The 18,424-nt window shown below is 47.7% G+C and carries 16 protein-coding genes; 3 read left to right on the top strand and 13 right to left on the bottom strand.

Features of this window, described 5'->3' with window-relative positions:
- Positions 1 to 23: 23 nt before the first annotated feature.
- The 7 genes from AADH33_RS03170 to AADH33_RS03140 form a co-directional block, all read right to left on the bottom strand.
- Positions 24 to 2,372, bottom strand: coding sequence for a heavy metal translocating P-type ATPase (locus AADH33_RS03170; RefSeq protein WP_348549546.1), 2,349 nt, complete (start codon positions 2,370 to 2,372; stop codon positions 24 to 26).
- Between the two features lie 601 nt (positions 2,373 to 2,973).
- Positions 2,974 to 3,198: a heavy-metal-associated domain-containing protein gene (locus AADH33_RS03165; RefSeq protein ID WP_100749802.1), complete on the bottom strand. Its 225-nt coding sequence runs from the start codon at positions 3,196 to 3,198 to the stop codon at positions 2,974 to 2,976.
- A gap of 269 nt (positions 3,199 to 3,467) precedes the next feature.
- Positions 3,468 to 3,722: a heavy-metal-associated domain-containing protein gene (locus AADH33_RS03160; RefSeq protein WP_348549545.1), complete on the bottom strand. Its 255-nt coding sequence runs from the start codon at positions 3,720 to 3,722 to the stop codon at positions 3,468 to 3,470.
- Positions 3,723 to 3,758: 36 nt separating this feature from the next.
- Positions 3,759 to 4,634, bottom strand: a complete 876-nt coding sequence (gene kdsA, locus AADH33_RS03155) for a 3-deoxy-8-phosphooctulonate synthase (protein ID WP_100749804.1) — start codon at positions 4,632 to 4,634, stop codon at positions 3,759 to 3,761.
- Between the two features lie 331 nt (positions 4,635 to 4,965).
- A complete protein-coding gene (locus AADH33_RS03150; RefSeq protein WP_348549544.1) occupies positions 4,966 to 6,600 on the bottom strand; it encodes a CTP synthase in 1,635 nt (544 codons plus the stop codon).
- A 187-nt stretch (positions 6,601 to 6,787) separates the two neighbouring features.
- Positions 6,788 to 7,849 carry a porin gene (locus AADH33_RS03145; protein ID WP_348549543.1) on the bottom strand — a complete coding sequence of 354 codons (1,062 nt, stop codon included), beginning with the start codon at positions 7,847 to 7,849 and terminating at the stop codon, positions 6,788 to 6,790.
- A 609-nt stretch (positions 7,850 to 8,458) separates the two neighbouring features.
- Positions 8,459 to 10,657 carry a malate synthase G gene (locus AADH33_RS03140; protein WP_348549542.1) on the bottom strand — a complete coding sequence of 733 codons (2,199 nt, stop codon included), beginning with the start codon at positions 10,655 to 10,657 and terminating at the stop codon, positions 8,459 to 8,461.
- Between the two features lie 526 nt (positions 10,658 to 11,183).
- Between AADH33_RS03140 and AADH33_RS03135 the strand changes: the two genes are divergently transcribed.
- Positions 11,184 to 11,897, top strand: a complete 714-nt coding sequence (locus AADH33_RS03135) for a tRNA-(ms[2]io[6]A)-hydroxylase (protein ID WP_348549541.1) — start codon at positions 11,184 to 11,186, stop codon at positions 11,895 to 11,897.
- Here AADH33_RS03135 and AADH33_RS03130 read toward each other — a convergent pair whose 3' ends face one another.
- The 6 genes from AADH33_RS03130 to mtgA all read right to left on the bottom strand — a co-directional run bounded on the left by AADH33_RS03130 (position 11,898) and on the right by mtgA (position 16,460).
- The gene (locus tag AADH33_RS03130) at positions 11,898 to 12,128 is read right to left on the bottom strand and encodes a hypothetical protein (RefSeq protein WP_348549540.1); all 231 of its coding nucleotides are present in this window, start codon (positions 12,126 to 12,128) and stop codon (positions 11,898 to 11,900) included.
- A gap of 71 nt (positions 12,129 to 12,199) precedes the next feature.
- Entirely contained in the window at positions 12,200 to 12,592 is a 393-nt protein-coding gene (locus AADH33_RS03125) for a hypothetical protein (RefSeq protein WP_348549539.1), read from the bottom strand.
- Positions 12,593 to 12,756: 164 nt separating this feature from the next.
- Positions 12,757 to 13,008 (bottom strand): hypothetical protein, encoded by a 252-nt coding sequence (locus AADH33_RS03120; RefSeq protein ID WP_348549538.1) that lies wholly within the window; start codon positions 13,006 to 13,008, stop codon positions 12,757 to 12,759.
- A 67-nt stretch (positions 13,009 to 13,075) separates the two neighbouring features.
- Entirely contained in the window at positions 13,076 to 13,264 is a 189-nt protein-coding gene (locus AADH33_RS03115) for a hypothetical protein (RefSeq protein ID WP_348549537.1), read from the bottom strand.
- Between the two features lie 260 nt (positions 13,265 to 13,524).
- Complete coding sequence (gene ppk1, locus AADH33_RS03110) at positions 13,525 to 15,684, bottom strand: polyphosphate kinase 1 (RefSeq protein WP_243456075.1); 2,160 nt, start codon at positions 15,682 to 15,684, stop codon at positions 13,525 to 13,527.
- Positions 15,685 to 15,770: 86 nt separating this feature from the next.
- Positions 15,771 to 16,460, bottom strand: a complete 690-nt coding sequence (mtgA, locus tag AADH33_RS03105) for a monofunctional biosynthetic peptidoglycan transglycosylase (RefSeq protein ID WP_348549536.1) — start codon at positions 16,458 to 16,460, stop codon at positions 15,771 to 15,773.
- A gap of 276 nt (positions 16,461 to 16,736) precedes the next feature.
- Here mtgA and AADH33_RS03100 point away from each other — a divergent pair, with 276 nt between their 5' ends.
- Together AADH33_RS03100 and AADH33_RS03095 are read left to right on the top strand one after the other, a co-directional pair.
- Positions 16,737 to 17,075 (top strand): glutaredoxin family protein, encoded by a 339-nt coding sequence (locus tag AADH33_RS03100; protein WP_348549535.1) that lies wholly within the window; start codon positions 16,737 to 16,739, stop codon positions 17,073 to 17,075.
- Positions 17,076 to 17,148: 73 nt separating this feature from the next.
- Positions 17,149 to 18,339 carry an alpha-hydroxy acid oxidase gene (locus tag AADH33_RS03095; protein ID WP_348549534.1) on the top strand — a complete coding sequence of 397 codons (1,191 nt, stop codon included), beginning with the start codon at positions 17,149 to 17,151 and terminating at the stop codon, positions 18,337 to 18,339.
- Positions 18,340 to 18,424 lie beyond the last annotated feature (85 nt).

Below are 18,424 nucleotides of genomic sequence, written 5' to 3'. Positions count from 1 at the left end.
CTAAAGTGACTGCCCTAAAAGACTTATGCACTTGGCAAGCGTTTATCATTAGTGTGATGAGTAGAGACGGTATTATCTAGCTCAACCTCTGTGCGAAAACGGGTCAAACGCAGCGCGTTCATCAGGACAGAGATGGAACTCAGCGCCATTGCCGCCGCGGCAATCATCGGATTTAAAAACCCAAACGCTGCCAGCGGTATGCCCAGCGTATTATAAAGAAACGCAAAGAATAAGTTTTGCTTGATATTGCGCAGTGTGGCGTTGGCGATTTTTTGTGCCGCATCGATATGCATCAGCGACTCGCCCATCAAGCGAGCGGAGGCGCTATGCTGCGCGACATCAGTACCCTCAAACATGGCAAAGCTGGCATCGGCAGTGGCCATCGCTGGCGCATCATTGACGCCATCACCTGCCATAGCCACTTTATGGCCGGCAGTTTGCAACAGCGCGATTTGACTGGCTTTATCCCGCGGGCTCATTTGGCCATATGCTTTGTCGATGCCCAGCTGCCCTGCCACGTGATCAACCACAGACTGCTTATCACCACTCATCAAGATGACTTGGATGCCGCTTTCTTGTAACGCCGCTATCGCCTGCGGGGTGTCTGCCTTTAGATCATCTGCCAAAGCAAACGCCCCGAGCGGTTCATCATTGATACTAAGCGCCACGGTACTGGCAATTTGCCATACTTTTGGCATAAATTTTGGCAAAGTTAGATTGGCAAATTCTGCCGTGCCGACTTTTACCAGACCCAAGCCTTCGATATTGGCTTGGATACCCGCGCCTTTGATGACACTGATGTCAGTGACAGTCATCAGTGGCAAATGGCGCTCGGCCGCAGCATTGATCAAGGCGGTCGCTAAGGGGTGACTGGCATGCGCCTCAACGCTTGCCGCAATTTGTAGCACATCATCGACAGCGATAGAGTTGTCCACCATGACATGCTCGACGATAGATGGCTTACCGACAGTCAATGTGCCGGTTTTATCGAGCACTACCGTGTCGATATTGCCTGCCGCCTCGAGGCTTTGCGCGTCTTTAAACCAAACGCCATGGCGCGCGGCCACGCCCATGCCCGCCATGATAGCCGCAGGCGTGGCCAGACCGAGCGCACAAGGACACGCGATGACCAATACCGACACCGCATGCATCAAGGCGGTATCCACCATGCCGGTCAGCCACCACGTTAGCCCAAAAGTAACCAAAGCGATGGTCACCACCACTGGTACAAAAACAGCCGTCACTCTATCGGCAAGCCTTGCCAAGTCAGCCTTTGAGCCTTGGGCGTCGCTAAGGGCTTTGACCATATCGCCAAGCTTGGTATCGCTGCCTTTGGCACTGACGCGATACAGCAAACTGCCGTTTTCGACCAATGCCCCTGCCAGCAGCTCGTCGCCTATTTGTTTTTTGAGGGGCACAGACTCACCCGTCAGATGACTCTCCACGCACCAGCCGCCGCCATCTATGACCACCCCGTCGGTTGCCACACGGCTGCCTTGCTTGGCACGCAGGATGTCACCGACTTGCACCGCCTGCAATGCGACACTATGAAAGTCGCCGTTGGGCTGCTGCTGCTCTACTTCATCTGGCGTCAATGATAACAATAAATCGATACTGTTTAGGCTGTGCTTTTTGGTGCGCTCCTCCAAATACTTACCCGTTCGCACAAAGGCGATGACCATCACCCCGGCTTCAAAATACACAGCGGGGCCATGTCCGCCAGCATATCCACTTTGCAATAGGCTGCTTAACGTACCATCGCCATGAGTCAACCACAGATAAGTAGAATATGCCCAAATAGTCACCGTACCGATGACCACCAGCACGTCCATATTGGCAAGGCCGCCTTTGATAGACGCCCACGCACTTTTATAAAATGGCAATGCCAGTCCAAACTGGACAATGGTGGCTAGGACAAACTGAATCCAAACAGGCGGCATCCACGCCATACCAAACCCCGTTAGCATACCCGCCATACCAACCAAAAACGGCAACAGACAAATCCATAGCCCGATCAAGCGCCATGGATACTCGGTTGCCGTGTCTTTATCCGTCTGTGCAAACAAGCTGTCAGCGGCTTGCAGATTGGCGACAAAGCCGGTTTTGTTGACCCATTCTGTGACTTGCTCGGGGGTGGTCTGTGCCGGATCATAATCGATATTGGCAGTCTCACCAGCGAAGTTCACACTTGCCTCATATACCGCCGGCTTTTTACTAAGTACCTTCTCAATCCGCGAAGCACACGCCTGACACGTCATGCCATCGATCGCCAGCTGCAAGTGCGCACGCTCAGGCGCTATCGCAGTCTTGGACTCAATATCAGTCGCCACCTCATAAGACGGGTCAGTACTGGTGCGGGTAGAATCTTTCATAAATAAAACTCGTGGTTGCGTTATAGCGCATTACATAGTCGGTTTACTCTAAAAGCGGCCAAGGCATCTATAAAGGCAACTGCCATCTCTTAAATAACAAGCGCTTTGTTTTGGGTAGGCGGACTATAGCGTTTATAAATGTATAATAAAATCGGTGAAAAAATCTAAATATCAGACGTCAAAATCAGAAAAAAGCGTCTGCAGGCAAATAGACTATGCTGGGGCGTGTCCTCATTCTCAACATGAATGATAGGGTCAATCTTAAATAAAAGAAGTACATGGTTTTATCATGCGCGACTGGTATCAATTTTTCTTGCTTGCTGTGCCTGCGTAGACAGAGACTGCGCAAAATTACTCCCAGTCGCACTGTATTTATTTTATAGTGGCTCAACGATAAAAATAAGAACACGCCCTAATCTAATGAGAGATAAATCCTACTCAAGCGTGGCTATTGCCTCATACCTAGTAAATGGCTACGACTATTTTCTATTCAAGCCCTGCAGCCATGCTTTGCACAGTTGTCAAAGCAAGTAAACTGACAGCAAGGCTCTCATGAAAAAAACCAGCCATGACAGCTGGTTTTGCGTTAAAGCGGTAAGGCTTACGAGTTGGCGACGGTTGCATCAAAACCTGCCTCTTCGATCGCGGCGGCAATGGCTTCTGCGCTGGTTTTGCTATCATCAAATGTCACCGTTGCCAGCTTGTCAGCCAAATCGACAGTCATGGTATCTAAACCGTCGATATCACCTGTGGCTGTATGGACGCTTGCCACGCAGCCGCCACAAGTCATGCCATCGATATTGATAATACGAGTCTGGGTTGCCATGAGGGCCTCCTTATTGTTATATAATTAACCTAGTTTAAAGTAAATACAGTCATTTACTAAGGGCGTGTCCTAGCATAAGCCCTATCAGAGCCAACAACAAGGCGCTTTGGTATGACTTTATTATCCAAGGCCTTCATGCTTTATATAATCAAATCCAAATAAATCAGATCCACGGCTGTCACGTCGTTTTTATATCGAATTGACTTTATCCAGCAGGCGATGCTCGACGCTCACTTTGCGACGTCAGTATCTTTTAATTATGATAACTTTTAATCATGATAGCGTGGATTTTGCGGCGCATCGATAGGATATGGCTGCGTCACATAATCGACCATGCTAATCGCCGCCGTTAGGGCATGAATACTGGTATCGGTATCATCATAACGCACGGTTGCTATACTGCTTGCCGCATCAAGCTCTATCGCGGTCACCCCTGTGATGTTTTTCAGCGCGGTCATCACACTGTCCAAGCCTTTGGCATCATCGATGTTTTCGATGCTGACTTGTGCTGTCTGAATCGCCATTATCTTATCCTCCTATCATGGGTTCCATTGACGGTATTAGTGAGTATCTAACACCTCAAAACCTTTGACCAAGTCATCAATCTGTTTAAGCTGACGCAAAAACGGCTCCAACTGGCTGGTTCTAAGCGCACAGGGGCCATCGCATTTTGCCACCTCTGGGTTTGGATGCGCCTCCAAAAACAGCCCCGCCAGTCCCGTTGCCATTCCTGCACGGGCAAGGGTGGTGATTTGCTCACGGCGGCCGCCAGCACTGTCACTGCGCGCGCCTGGCTGCTGCAAACTGTGGGTCACATCAAAAAACACCGGTACGTTCATTTGTTTCATGGTATCAAACCCGAGCATATCCACGACCAAATTGTTATAACCAAAGGCACTGCCGCGCTCACAAAGTATGAGCTTATCATTGCCACCTTCCAAGCATTTATTGATGATATGACGCATCTCATGCGGCGCTAAAAACTGTGCTTTTTTGATATTGATGATGGCATCTGTCTTTGCCATCGCATGCACCAAGTCAGTCTGACGCGACAAGAACGCAGGCAGCTGAATGATATCAGCGACCTCTGCGACCGGTGCGGCTTGATACGGCTCGTGTACATCGGTGATAATCGGTACTTGAAACTTTTCTTTGATTTGCCCCAGCCAGTCGATACCTTTTTCTAAGCCTGGGCCTCGATAAGAATGCAAACTAGAGCGATTGGCTTTATCAAAGCTGGCTTTAAACACATAGCCGATGCCCAAACGCTGACATATCTCGACATACTGCTCTGCAATCTCAAACGCCATCTCTTTCGACTCTAAGACATTCATGCCGCCAAATAACACAAACGGCTGATCATTGCCAATCGTGATGGTGCTGTGACTGGGGGTGGTAAGTGTGATATGCGATTGCGCTGTGGTTAGATTGTCCATACCGCTGTTTTCCTCTTTATTATAGTGATGTCTCTGCCTGATATTGTAACCGATAACCCAATGAAAGAAAGTATCCTAGCGTAATTAGCCATGACCAAGCGTTGTTATTGTTATTGTTATTGTTATTGTTATTGCCCGACCAGCTAGGCATAACCCCTGCATGTATAAAAGCAAAAAAGACCAATCCGAAGATCAGTCTTTTTATAGTAATGCTGTTATCGCATAGCATTTATGATTGATGCGAGCACAATTCTTACCGGCTCACTCATAGCTTTTTTAATAGTAGCAACTCTCTCTGCTAAGCAGCGGTTACTTCCTACTAAGCTAACGACTACTTCGTTTCGCTATAGTTTTTTGCTGCTTTGACAAAGCTATTAAACAGCGGATGGCCACCACGAGGCGAGCTGGTAAACTCAGGATGGAACTGTACCGCGATAAACCATGGATGATCTGCAATCTCAACCGACTCAACCAAATGCTGTTTGGCAGAATAACCCGAGATACTCATACCCGCTTGCTCTAGTGGCTCGATATAACGATTGTTCATCTCATAACGATGGCGATGACGCTCAGTGATATTTTTGGTGCCATAAATCTGTGATAGCTTGCTACCAGCGACCAATTCTGCTTGCTGCGCGCCTAGACGCATCGTGCCGCCAAGGTCTGAGTCATCGCTACGAATCTGTAGCTCGCCGCGCTCATCTAGCCATTCAGTGATCAGCCCGATGATAGGCTCAGCGGCGGTACGATGAAACTCAGAAGAGTTGGCATCGATATGCAGCACATTACGGGCGTATTCAATCACCGCCAGCTGCATACCCAGACAGATACCCAGATACGGCACTTTGTTTTCGCGGGCATAAGTGATGGCTCTCATTTTACCAGTGGTACCGCGCTCACCAAAACCACCTGGGACCAAAATCGCATCGGCATCGTTTAGACGCGCATACAGCTCATCGTCTGTCTCTAGTAGCTCAGCATCGATATAGTCAATTTTGACATCTGACTGATGCACGATACCGGCATGTAGCAACGCTTCGTTGATCGACTTATAAGCGTCTGGTAACTCGACATATTTACCGACCATCGCCACCGTCACTACCGCTTCAGGGTTGAGCTGGGCTTCGACCACTTTGTCCCAATCGCTCAAATCCGCTTCTGGTACATCAAGACCAAAACGCTCACAGATTAGATCGTCAAGATCTTGCTCATGTAGGGTGCGCGGGATTTGATAGATGCTTTGGGCATCTTCACACATAATGACTGCGCGCTCTTCGACATTGGTAAACAGCGCAATCTTGCGGCGGTTGTCTTGCGAGATATGGTGCTCAGAGCGGCAGATGAGAATATCTGGCTGCAGACCGATAGAGCGTAGCTCTTTGACTGAATGCTGGGTCGGCTTGGTTTTGGTTTCGCCGGCACTAGCAATATAAGGCACCAGCGTTAAATGCATGAGCATAGCGCGATTGCGACCAAGCTCTACTTGCATCTGACGTACCGCTTCCATAAATGGCAGCGACTCGATGTCACCGACTGTACCGCCAATCTCGATAATGGCGATATCGTAGCCTTCGCCACTGGCAAGAATCTTACTTTTGATTTCATCAGTGATGTGCGGGATGACCTGTACGGTACCGCCCAGATACTCACCGCGGCGCTCTTTGTTTAGTACGTTTTGATAGATACGACCACTGGTAAAGTTGTTGCTCTTACTCATCTTAGAGTGGCGTAAGAAGCGCTCATAATAGCCCAAATCCAAATCCGTCTCTGCGCCATCTTCGGTGACAAACACTTCACCATGCTGAAATGGGCTCATCGTACCTGGATCGACGTTGATATACGGATCCATCTTGGTCATCGTGACAGTCACGCCACGCGCTTCTAAGACCGCAGCAAGAGAAGCGGCGGTGATACCTTTTCCTAGTGAGGACACTACCCCACCGGTCACAAATATAAACTTGGTCATAGTACTCTTTCGGTAATTGGTAAAGAAGGATTTTACTAAAAATACGCCATAAAATATAGGGCAAAAATGCAAACTGTCTGAAACTCTTATTTTCTACCTTAGCGGTAGACTTTTGTCACAAATAATACATACAACAAAAAAACCCACCCCGAAGGATGAGTTTTTTATTTAGATTCTAATGGTTAGATTAGAATTTGTATTCGATACCACCACCGATACCAAAACCATCAAACTCGCTCTCAACTTTTACAAGAGGTGCAGTTACTGTAGCCTCTGAGCTTAAATAAGCACCATATAGGTGACCAGTTGTTGCCGCGTTAAACGCATATTTGCCGCCTACTACCGCACGGAATTTTTCAGCATCGTCAGCACCACCAACGTTGTTTACGAAATCACCTTGTGCATAGGCAGTCCAAGGAGTCGCTGTCGCCATCTCACCACTGATAGTGAATGCATTTTCGTTGTCATCACTGTCAAAATCAGTGTTTTGATATAGAGCGCCTAGCGTCACTACTGGGCTGATAGCATAGTTACCACTGACACGAGCAACTTTAAAGTCGCCTGCTTGGATGTACGTAGCACCAACGTTCATTGGACCTGCTTCGTATTTACCACCAACACCAAACGCATCACGGCCTAGTGTATCAGTATCGTTGTTTTCATCCATGGCGTACATCGCCATGAACTGCATGCCATTGATGTTAGGCGAGAAGTAGTTGAAAGTGTTGTTAGTACGCGGTGCATCAAAGCTTGCAAGTACGACATCACCACCTAGTACGCCACCTTGAGTCACGTTAGCAAAGTTTACGTAATCATCGATAGCTGATAGACGACCACCAAGCAATGTACCGTACTGCGCGTTTTTCAAACCAAGATAAGTGTCACGTGAGTAAAACTGATCAGACTTCTCCATACGGCCACCGTCTGCATCTACAAAAGCATCACCAGCGTCAATATCGATACCGTACTCTAGTTGATAAACTAAGTCAGTGTTTGCAGTTAGTGCTTCAGAACCTTTTAAACCAATACGTGAAGCATTTGAGTTTAATTGGCTACGACCATCAGCGTCTACTGAAGTTTTAACAACACTATCAACGCTTCCATCAGTGTTATAAGTCGTTGTAGTTGTGTCATTGTCACCAGTGTTTACATCTAAAGTTAAGAAGCCTTTACCGTAGACAGTTGGAGCGGCATTGGCTGCAGAAACAGATAGAGCAGCAACGGCTGTAGCTAAAAGTAGTTTTTTCATGGGGTATCTCCACTTTACAATTGTAGTAATGAGCGAGCTATTATTAGCTGGTGCCCAATTGGTATCGTCACAAATCCTCAAAGATATAATGTGTAACTGGCTACCGAGATTAGTCAGAAACAAGTGTGGCGAAGTTTTATTACAGTAAGATGAAAAAACCATGACTTACATAACCAGCATCAAAAAAAGTAACTGCCATGTAAACGTTGGTCTTTATCCTTCTGCTGCGTAACATCCGTTACCAAACTCATACTTCGAGTACAAGCATAACAACTTTGACATAATTTGCAACATATTTTTTTGTACTTTTAACGCGATATCTGGCGCACTCCATATCTTTTATAGTGCTCAGGCGTTGAAAAAAATAGCTATACAATGCCCTTAAATACCAATGGTTTATCGTAAGTTTTATGACAAACCATTCGATTATGCCCACTGTATTGCGTACAAAAATAAAGCGCTACTTATTCACTAATAAGTAGCGCTTATAAGCGAAACAGCATTATCACTATCTACTATCGACGCTGGGCCAATATAGCCATGTAGCAATATATACATGCATCGACACAGCTTTTATGCCGATGCAATAGGATAGCGACGCACACTGGCTTAGACGTTGGCTTTTAGATCCAAGCGTGCTTGGTGCAATAATGGCTCAGTGTAGCCGCTTGGCTGCTCGCGTCCTTTAAAGACGAGGTCACAGGCGGCTTTAAAGGCATAAGACTGCTCAAAGTTGTTTGCCATAGGCTGATAGCTACTGTCGCCGGCATTTTGCTCATCGACGATCTTCGCCATACGCTGCATGGTATCCATGACTTGCTGCTCGCTGACCACACCGTGATGCAACCAGTTGGCGATATGCTGGCTTGAGATACGCAAAGTCGCACGGTCTTCCATCAGGCCCACATCGTTGATGTCAGGCACTTTTGAGCAACCGACGCCTTGGTTTACCCAGCGTACCACGTACCCTAAGATACCCTGCGCGTTGTTGTCCAGCTCTTGCTGCTTCTCTTCCTCTGTCCAGTTGGTGTCTTTGGCCAATGGAATGGTCAAGATATCGTCGAGGCTAGCACGCTCGCGCGATTTGAGGCTGTCTTGTACCTCGGCGACATTGACTTGATGATAATGCATGCTATGCAAGGTGGCGCCTGTCGGTGATGGTACCCAAGCGGTACTAGCACCAGATTTTGGATGCGCCGCCTTGGTCTCTAGCATCTCTTTCATCTCGTCAGGCTTGGCCCACATCCCTTTACCAATCTGCGCCACGCCCTGCAGGCCAGTTTCTAGACCGATATCGACGTTCCACTGCTCATAGGCGGGCTGCCATGCTTGCGACTTCATCTCGCCTTTTGGTACAAAGGCACCTGCGTTCATACTGGTATGCATCTCGTCGCCTGTACGATCCAAAAAGCCGGTATTAATAAAGATAACGCGCTCTTTGGCTTGGCGAATGGCTTCTTTTAGGTTTACCGTCATGCGGCGCTCTTCATCCATGATACCTATCTTGAGCGTATGGCGCTCTAGGCCAAGCAAGTCCTCTACCGCATTAAACAAATCATTGGCCACTTTGACTTCATCAGGGCCATGCATTTTTGGCTTGACGATATACATCGAGCCTTTGCGTGAGTTTGATAGCGCGTTTTTGCCTTTTAGATCGTTTAGCGTCAATAGCGGCGTGATCAATCCATCCATCAGGCCTTCAAAGATTTGCTCTTGACCATTGCCCAAATCGACCAAAATCGCTGGGTTTTGCATCAAGTGACCGACGTTACGAATCAAGAGCAATGAGCGACCTGGTAAGATCAGTGTGCCGCCCTCTGGTGTGGTGTACTCACGATCTGGGTTTTGCTTACGGGTGCGGGTTTTACCACCTTTTTCAAACGTCTCTTGCAAATCGCCATTCATCAAACCTAGCCAGTTGCGATACACTTCAACTTTTTCTTCGGCATCGACCGCAGCGATTGAGTCTTCGCAGTCTTGAATCGCGGTAATGGCGGACTCTAATAGTACGTCTTTGATGTTTGCTGGGTCATCTTTACCTACTGGATGGCTGGCATCGATTTGAATCTCTGCGTGTAAGCCATTGTTTTTGAGCAAAATACCAGAGGGGCTATCTGCCTCGCCGACATAACCGACGAATTTTTCGGCGTCTTTTAGCTCAGTGCTGCTATCGCCCAGCTTGACTTCCAGCTTTCCATCGACGATTTTAAAGCCTGTGACATCGGTATAAGAGCCTGAGGCTAGCGCAAAATGCTCGTCCAAAAAGGCTTTGGCATAAGCGACAACAGCCGCGCCGCGCGTGGGATTATAGCTGCTGCCCGCTTCTTGACCATTTTCATCGCTGATGACATCGGTGCCATACAAGGCATCGTACAAGCTGCCCCAACGGGCGTTGGTGGCATTTAGCGCATAGCGCGCGTTGCGTACGGGGACGACTAGCTGTGGACCTGCAATATGAGCAATCTCGTCATCGACGTTTTGGGTGCTGACCGTAAAGTCATCACCTTCTGGTAACAAATAGCCGATTTCTTGCAAAAAAGCCTTGTACGCTGGGAAATCAATCTCACCTTCTTTGGCAGGATTGTCTAGATGCCATTGATCGATTTGCGCTTGAATGCTGTCACGAGTCGCAAGCAGCGCTTTGTTGCGCGGCGTAAACGCTTTGATGACTTTTTCAAAACCTGACCAATAACTGTCTGAGTCCACACCGACTTTTGGCAGCACTTCGTTTTCGATAAAGTCATACAACTGCTGGTCGATGGCAAGAATACCTTTTTGAATCCGATTGGCGTTAGAAGATTGGCTCATGCTGTTATCCTTATCTATCTGTGATGGGTGTACCTACGAAGTTGCTACCACTATAGCGGTAGTAGATGACGTGCATTTCTCTAAAATGGCGCGTCCTTGATATGAGCGGGTGATCTGCGTGATGGCTGTGCCTTTTTGTCGATAGTGATATCCGCTTTATATCGCGCTGGCAGTTGTTATAATGTTTGCCATCTCGAGCGGGCGCTCATCGCTCCTTGATCGCTCCTTTATTGAGTCATCAAATAAAATGCCGCCTAAACAAAATATCATCCTACTATCAAATAAAGAAATAAACAAGAAAACCCCATTCACCAAGTAAATACTGGGGTTGTATAATAATGATACCCTACAGCCTATCAGCGCTAAGGCTCTTTATCCTCAAATCGTGGTGATCGTTTTTTCGGGCTTTTATATAGTCAGCTCAGTATAAAAATGATACTTAATACTTAATAAGCTCAGGCGGCAAACCCAAACCTTTAAAACAACCTTTTATCTTATCCAATACTTTTTGACCATGACACAGACTATGAGTAAACCGACCATGCCAACCAACTCCCATGCTATAAACGACGACACTACAGTAGAAAACAGTACAGAAGACAGTGTAGATATCTCGCAGCTGCGCACACCGAACAAAGTAGACTTATCTGCGGTTTATGGTTTTTTGGGTGCACGTACCACGCCAGACTGGGTAGCCGCCGCTATCGCTGACCTACCTTTGATCATTCAAGATCATGCCAACTGCGAAAAAAAAGCCGCTGGCACCGCGATGAACCTACTGTTTCGCTATGAGTTTTCTTATGATTTGCAGCGTAAATTGGCGCAGCTGATACGTGAGGAGATGCTACACTATGAGCAAGTGCTGGGTATCATGAATAAGCGCGGTCAAGAATGGCGATACTTAAGTGCGGGGCGCTATGCCAAAGGCATGCTCAAGCATAAGCGCACTTATGAGCCTGCGGCAATGATTGACGTGCTGATCATCGGCGCGTTTATCGAAGCGCGCTCTTGTGAGCGCTTTGCGGCATTGGCTGAGGTGATTGATGATGAGCGATTGGCAAAATACTATCGCTATTTGCTCAAGTCAGAGAGTCGTCATTTTGAGGATTATTTGGCATTGGCACAGTCACTATCGACAGAGGCTATCGATGAGCGAGTGGCATTTTTTAGAGAAGTAGAAGCAGCGCTTATCACCAGTCCTGATACCGAGCTACGGTTTCATAGTGGCTCGCCCGCTTAGCTATTTATCGTCTTCCATCAGCGGGCTATCATACTGTTTATGGTCTTTGGCGACATTGTGCGGGTCGTGATCATCTGTGACACGCTCTGCAGCCGCAGGATTGGCTTTTTGCAGCGCATCATCGGGCACGATACCGTCATTGTCGTCAGCATCTTTTAGCTCATGTTGCTGGTGTTTTGACGATTGTGCTGTCTCTGCTGATTCTAATGAGTAATCATTGGGGTTATTCATAGCATCTCCTTATGATGGAAAGATGAAAGTAAATCAATTGAATGAAGGACGTGTCCTAGCTCATAAAAAAACTATCTGTCTTTTTTATGATCTTTCTCATCAGGGTTTAACACCCGTGTCTGGGCATTATCGACAGTGGCATAGCGATTTTTATTGTCAATCTTATGGCTATCAGGGGCTTCGCTACTGACGGTCCTTTCATTGACGTTATCATCAAACGCAGTGCCTTCTTGATCGCGTCGATCTGGCTGGCGCGCAGGGTTATCATCGTCATTGACATGCTCTGTCTCTACGATGCCCTCTTCAAAAGTATCTGTGCCTTTATTCTCTGTCGTGTTTTCTTTAATTTCATGATCTTCGATATCATGTTTTTTGCCATTATTGCTCATATCGTGGCGACCAAGCGTATCTTTATGATTATCTATGGGCGTTTTGGTTAATGCTGGATCTTTGGTTTGCATCATCTCATCCTTGTCTTTTTTATCGTTATTGTTTTTTCATGAATACTTTTTCATTAATACTTGATGGTCGTAGCTACTTCTTTAGCATGGCCACGAAATGGTATGCTCAATACTCGACCTTATGTTTTATAATAGCTTATATGAGTCTAACCTATATTGATAACGAACTATCCATTGCCTTTTTGGCTCAAATCATGAGCACTGAGATCAGCCACGTTTTTGCCGCCATCAGGTAGGTTTTCTTCTTTGCGCGGGTCGACATAGACCTCGTCTGTCTCCTGTGAGGCTTGTTCTGGCCCATCTATATTTGGCTGGTACTTTCGGCCTTCATAGCTGCCTTTTGGGTTGTCTGGCTGCTTGATGGCAGGGTCGTGGATCGGTACTGCTTCTTCATTATTTGGGCGTGTATTGTCTGACATGCTATATCCCTCACGTATGTATTGGCTATTAAGTGGAGTAATATTTATCCTGTTATTTGTTATCCTCTTATTTATCGGTACGCAAATCCTCTTCGATGAAGGCGGTTTGCTCTTCTTCGCTTAGCTGTTCAGGCGCATCGACTCTCTTGTCTTCCTTGAGGTTTTGCTGAATTTTTTGACTGTCTGCCTGTTCGGCTGCTTTTTTGACGTCTGATTTTGTATCAGAGGTATCAGGCGTCGTATCGTGATTATTCATAGAGGCTTCCTTTTTTTCCTATGCTTTTATCATTGGCTTTTACGTTCTATGCTTTATGATGGAGTGTATTTTTATTATAGAAACAAGGCTCGACCAGACACCAGTGTGCTGCGGTATCAATGTGTGAATAAATGTGAGGTTACAAGACAGTTTGTAACTTCCTACCAGCAGCATGCAAATAACGGTACCTACTGACATCCATAAAAAAACCAAACGCCAGTCATCGCCAGCGTTTGGTTTGAGTCAGTATTAGAGGGCTGTTAAGACGACGCCTCTACCCCATTGATGAGCGTTAATAAATGCTCTTGGGCGGCATGTGGCGGTGTGCCAGCAGCGGGCTGTAATTGCTGCCAGACGCCGTCGCCATTGAGTGTCCACGCTTGGGTATTGTCTTGTAAGTAGTTGATCAAGCCATCTTGATATATCTGCTGAAACAGTTTTTTATCTTCAATCGGAAACGCCACTTCGACACGGTGAAACAAGTTACGGTCCATCCAGTCGGCACTACCACAATACAGACGCTCGTCACCGTTATTATAAAAATAGTAAATGCGTGTGTGCTCTAAAAACCGGCCAATCACCGAGCGTACTGTGATGTTTTCCGACAAACCTTTGACCTGCGGACGCAGACAGCACATTGAGCGCAAAATCAGCTCGATTTTTACCCCTGCTTGAGAGGCGTCATAGAGCTTGCCGATCAGGCGACGCTCCGTCAAAGCATTGACCTTGACCATGATATGAGCGCGTTTGCCTGCCTTTGCGTGAGCGATCTCATCATCGATAAAACTCATCAACTTATCATGCAAGGTAAAGGGCGCATGCAATAACTTTTTGAGATTGGCAGGCTTGCCCATACCCGTTAGCTCCTGAAATATCTTGTGCACGTCTTCTGAGATATCAGGGTCGGCGGTAAACAGGCCGTAGTCGGTATAGACCTTAGCATTGGCGGCATGGTAGTTGCCTGTCCCTAAGTGTACATAGCGGCGAATGCGATCATCCTCGCGGCGTATGATTAGCATCAGTTTGGCATGGGTTTTGTAGCCGACAATGCCATACACCACTACCGCCCCTGCTTCTTGCAGATAATTGGCGACTGCGATGTTTGAGGCTTCATCAAAACGGGCGCGCAGCTCGATGACGGCAGTGACTTCTTTGCCATTTCGAGCAGCAGCGGCCAGTGCTTTGACGATTTCTGAATTGGTGCCTGAGCGGTACAGCGTTTGCTTGATTGCCAAAACTTTTGGGTCGTTGGCGGCTTGCCATAATAAGTTGACGACAGGCGAGAAGGCATGAAAAGGGTGATGCACCAGTACATCGCTTTTGCGCATGGCAGCAAACATGCTACTGGTTTTGTCCAGCTTTTTTTCTTCGCGGCGAAACGCTTTGGGTATCGCTTGCGTAAAGGGCTGATAGCGCAGCGCTGGTATATTAAAGTCGAACAATAAACGCGTGAGGTTGACCGGCCCGTTGACACGGTACAGCTGATTGTCGTGCAGCTCAAACTCATTGAGCAGATAGTCGCTGATGGGCGTCGGGCAGTCGGTGGTGACCTCTAGGCGCACCTTATCACCGAAGCGGCGGTTTTCAAGCTCACCCTCTAACGCTTTGGCGATATCCTCGACATCGTCCGCTAGGTCTAAGTCCGCATTACGCGTCAGTCGAAACTGATGACAGCCGGTGACATTCATTCCCGGAAACAGCTCGCCAATATGCTCATGAATAATGGCCGATAGCATGACGTGATGCTCTTTGCCGCCAGTCAGCTCATCAGGTAAGCGTATAACGCGTGGGAGACTGCGCGGCGCGGGGACAATAGCGAGATTGATATCACGACCAAAGGCATCTTTGCCCTCTAAGGTGGCGATAAAGTTGAGGCTTTTATTGACCAAACGCGGAAACGGATGGGCAGGATCAATACTAATCGGCGTCAGTACAGGCGAGACTTGTTCGGTAAAATAGCGCTTCATCCATGCCGACTGCTCGCTATTTAGCTCATCGCGTTTGAGATAACGGATGTCTTCTTTGGCCAGCGCAGGCAAGATGTCTTCATTGAGAATGCGATACTGCTCAGCGATGGCTTCATGTGCTACAGCAGAGATATCATTGAGCACTTCACTGGGCCGCATACCGTGCGCGCTGGTCGACACATCACCGATATTGAGCTTTTGCATGATACCGGCCACGCGAATCTCAAAAAACTCATCGATATTTGATGAAAAAATAATCAAAAAAAACAAACGCTCAAGCAGCGGATGGCGCGGACTGGCAGCCTGCGCCAGTACCCGTAGATGAAACTGCAACAAAGACAGGTCGCGATTGATATAACTGCTGGGCGAATAACTGCCATCCTCAAATCGCTGCCATGCGATGTGGGCGAGATCATCCTCTTTTTTCCCATGCGCCCCATCGTTTATGCTCATCACGGCGGCGCTATTGTCAGTCTGATGCTGCTTATCATTGCTCTTGGTATCTGCCACGTCCCTACTCCTTTTGCCTTCTCGATACGTCATGATGCTGATTGTGGTAAGACTGCATTTTTCATGCGTTTTTTGATGATACGCTGTTTGTTACGTAGCCGTCTATCGCCTTGGTTGTTTTCATAGTATTTTGGATTGGTCAGCATACTGATGAGCAGCGCGGACTCGTCACGGTTGAGATTGGCCGCAGTTTTATTAAAATAGTGGTGCGCAGCCGCCTCGATACCGTAGATACCATCGCCAAACTCAGCCACGTTAAGATAAGCGGTCAAGATACGCTGTTTGTCCCACAACGCCTCTATCATCACGGTGATAATCGCCTCTTCGCCTTTACGAATATAGGAGCGATGCGCGGTCAAAAACAGGTTTTTGGCCAACTGCTGCGTGATGGTCGAGCCGCCAGCCGACATCTTGCCTGTTTCTTCGTTTTTTTTGCGTGCAGCCTCGATACCCTTTAAGTCAAAGCCATTATGCTGGCTAAAGGTTGCGTCTTCACTGACGATCGCTGCTTGCTTGGCAGATTTGGCAATGGCGTCGTACTCTGCCCAGTTTTGCGTCACGGTGCCGCCTGTCAGGCGATGCGTGAGCATAAACATGCTGTTGTTAATGGGCTGGGTTTTCCAAATCAATAATAGCCCTGCGACCAAAATATGAAAAACCACGACCAACAACATGAACGCCAAAAATACTCGTTTGATAAATGTGCCAAAACTTGCCATGCGCGATATCCAAGTGATTGAAAAGATAAAAGGTAGCCGCTTATCCAAAAACAGCCCAAGCAGTTAACTCAAATAGCAGGTCATCTTACCTAATCTCATAATCGCTGTCATTATTTACCCCACTTCTTTATCATGTCAGTAGCGCAATGCAATATAAGCTTTTTACAATAAGCTTTTTTACAACCCATCCAAGTAAACGAAGCGGTTGTCACTCACATAAAAAACAAGCGCCAGACATAGAACGCTAGACATAGACAATAGAGCACGAGTATAAACATGGATTATGATAACAATATAGCAGAGCAGGATATAGCAGAGCTGCGGGCACGCATAGTAGCCGCCAACCCTAGTCTTGGCACTAGTGAAAATATCGATAATTGGTGGCTGCTTGGCACCACAGGCTGCCATCTGTGTGATGTCGCTGAACAAGTCATCGCGCAGTTTCAAACCGTACAGCGGCTGACTTATCAGTATGTCGATATTGCCGACTTCGATGAGCCGCTGATGATGACATTTGCCACTACCATTCCTGTGATAATCACACCGACAGCACGCTTAAATTATCCGTTTTCGGTGCTGGATTTGCAGCAGTTATTTATGTCTGCGCCATCTTAAGACAGCTTGCCATAATAACAAGACATCTATGAGCGCCTCATACCCAACATTAAGAATTGCCTGAGTTAAAAAAATGACTGAATTAAAAAAAGTGACTGAGATTGAAGATTTGCGCCGCGTCGCTGAGCGCAAAGTGCCGCGCATGTTTTATGACTATGTCGACTCAGGCTCATGGACCCAGACCACCTATCGCCAGAATGAAACCGACTTTGACCGCATCAAGCTGCGTCAGCGTGTCTTGGTTGATATGGACAATCGCAGTCTGGCGACACAGATGATCGGCGAGCCGGTCAAAATGCCAGTCGCCATCGCGCCGACAGGCTTTACTGGCATGATGTGGGCCGATGGTGAGATTCATGCGGCGCGTGCCGCGGAAAAGTTTGGCGTGCCGTTTTCGCTGTCGACCATGAGTATTTGCTCTATCGAGGATGTAGCGACAAACACCGCCGCGCCGTTTTGGTTTCAGCTATACGTCATGCGCGATCAGGACTTTATGGCCAATCTGATTCGCCGTGCCAAAGCCGCCAACTGCTCTGCGCTTATCTTAACCGCCGACTTACAAGTGCTCGGTCAGCGCCACAAAGACATCAAAAACGGACTTTCTGCCCCGCCCAAACCGACACTGACTAATATCCTAAACCTGATGACCAAGCCGCAGTGGTGCATGAACATGCTCGGCACTCGCCGCCGGACATTTGGCAACATCGTCGGCCACGCCAAAAACGTCGAGGACATCTCCTCGCTCTCAGCGTGGACGGCAGAGCAGTTTGATCCAAGCCTGAGCTGGGATGATGTCGCGCGTATCAAAGACATGTGGGGTGGCAAGTTGATTATAAAGGGCATTATGGAACCTGAAGATGCGATACTCGCCGCCCGTAGCGGTGCCGATGCGCTGGTCGTCTCCAACCATGGCGGTCGTCAGTTGGACGGGGCGCTGTCCTCTATCTCTGCCCTCTCTGACATCGTACAGGCAGTCCATGCCGAAAACAGCGACATCGAAGTGTGGCTCGATAGCGGAATTCGCTCAGGTCAAGACGTCCTAAAAGCCATCGCCTTGGGCGCAAAAGGTACGATGATTGGCCGCGCTTTCCTGTATGGGCTAGGCGCTTATGGCGAAGATGGTGTGCGCCGCACGCTTGAGCTTATCTATAATGAGTGCGATATTAGTATGGCATTTTGTGGGCATACCGATATCAACGCAGTCACAAAAGACATCTTGGTAAAAGGCACGTACGAAAACCTCAAAGTGAGCCATAATGGCTGATTGGCTTTTGATACAAGCCCCGTTTGACACACGGGCACTCTGGCAAACGACTTGCTCTGCGCATCGTCTTTGTGCTTTATTTATC

This window comes from Psychrobacter sp. KFRI-CH2-11 (genome assembly GCF_038239325.1).
In the GTDB taxonomy this organism is placed as follows: domain Bacteria; phylum Pseudomonadota; class Gammaproteobacteria; order Pseudomonadales; family Moraxellaceae; genus Psychrobacter; species Psychrobacter celer.
The sequence above is the reverse complement of the archived record's forward strand: the minus strand, read 5'-3'. Positions and strand labels throughout refer to the sequence as shown.